Origin of the sequence: Streptomyces sp. NPDC052101 (assembly GCF_040680235.1) — a bacterium.
Classification (GTDB): domain Bacteria; phylum Actinomycetota; class Actinomycetes; order Streptomycetales; family Streptomycetaceae; genus Streptomyces.
On the sequence record NZ_JBFAWH010000143.1, the window covers coordinates 1 to 1,236 of the forward strand.

The window sequence follows — 1,236 nt, forward strand, 5'->3', positions numbered from 1 at the left end:
ACTACTGCTGGATTCCGCTTTCGGTGGGTATAGCTGCTGGTAGCGGGGCGGTTGCGGGTACTCGGGGGCGGGTGCTGGGTCATGGTGCTGAGGGCACGGCCGGACCGTGACGAGGGCGAGCAAGCGGTGGTCCACCGCCTGGCGTCGGCCAGAAAGGCGCCGAAGGATGTGGTGGAGCGGTGCCGGATGATGGAGCTGAGCTGGGACGGGTGGCTGGTCCCGCAGATCGCCGACGAGCTGAGGTGTAGCCAGAAAACGGTGCGCCGCTGGCTGCACCGCTTCAACCGCTTGGGGCTGGAGGGGCTGGAGGATCTGGGCGGGCAGGGCCGCAAGCGAAGGATCACCGAAGCCGAACGCTCGAGGATCGTCGGCCTGGTCAAACAGACCCCGCCCGGCCGACTCGAGGTACAGCCGTCGAACGAGATGGGGGCCGCGGACGAGTCAGGGCCCTCGGAGTGGACCTTGGACACGCTGGTCGCCGCGGCCCGGGACCTGGGCATCGAGGTCAGCCGCTCCCAGGTGCGCCGGATTCTGCTCGCGGAAGGGGTCCGCTGGCGACGCACGCGATCCTGGACGCGCTCGAAGGATCCGGACTTCGAGGGAAAAGGACGCGGATCGTCGAGCTGTACACCAGCCCGCCCGCCGGCGCGACGGTGGTCTGCGCCGACGAACTCGGCCCGGTGATCCCCCGCGCTTTCCCACCGGCATCGGGCTGGTCGCCGGACGGGCACCGCATCAAGAACGAGATCGACTACTCCCGCGGGCCGGAGAAGACCTGGGTCTACGGCGCCTTACGCGTCCGTGACGGTCACGCGATCACGATGACCGCCACTTCCCGCAACAGCGCCTTCTACCAGAGGTTTCTCCAGCTGGTCGAGGAAGCCAACCCAGCCGGGGACATCTACGTGATCACGGACAACCTGTCCTCGCACAACAGCGTGTCCACCCGCACATGGCTCGAGGACCACCCACGCATCAAGCACGTCTTCATCCCGGTCGGCGCCTGCTGGCTCAACCTCCAAGAAGGCTGGTGGCGCATCTTCCGCAAGACCGCCCTGGCCGGACGCTCCTTCGGCGACCCAGGCCACATCACCCACGCCACCCACGTCGCCACCGACCAGCTCAACTCCCGCGCCCGACCCTGGATCTGGGGCAGACCCGCACCACCCACCAGACACTTACGCCGCCGCTATGTGTACTTCCTTTGAGGAATCCAGCACTACCGGTAGTTCGTTA

The 1,236-nt window shown here is 67.2% G+C and carries 2 protein-coding genes; both read left to right on the top strand.

What is annotated here, in order from left to right; genetic code table 11:
* Nucleotides 1–81 precede the first annotated feature (81 nt).
* Entirely contained in the window at nt 82–684 is a 603-nt protein-coding gene (locus tag AB0L75_RS44340; RefSeq protein ID WP_365191959.1) for a helix-turn-helix domain-containing protein, read from the top strand.
* Nucleotides 654–1,208, top strand: a complete 555-nt coding sequence (locus tag AB0L75_RS44345) for a transposase (RefSeq protein WP_365191960.1) — start codon at nt 654–656, stop codon at nt 1,206–1,208. Before AB0L75_RS44340 ends, AB0L75_RS44345 begins: the two co-directional genes overlap by 31 nt.
* Nucleotides 1,209–1,236: the final 28 nt, after the last annotated feature.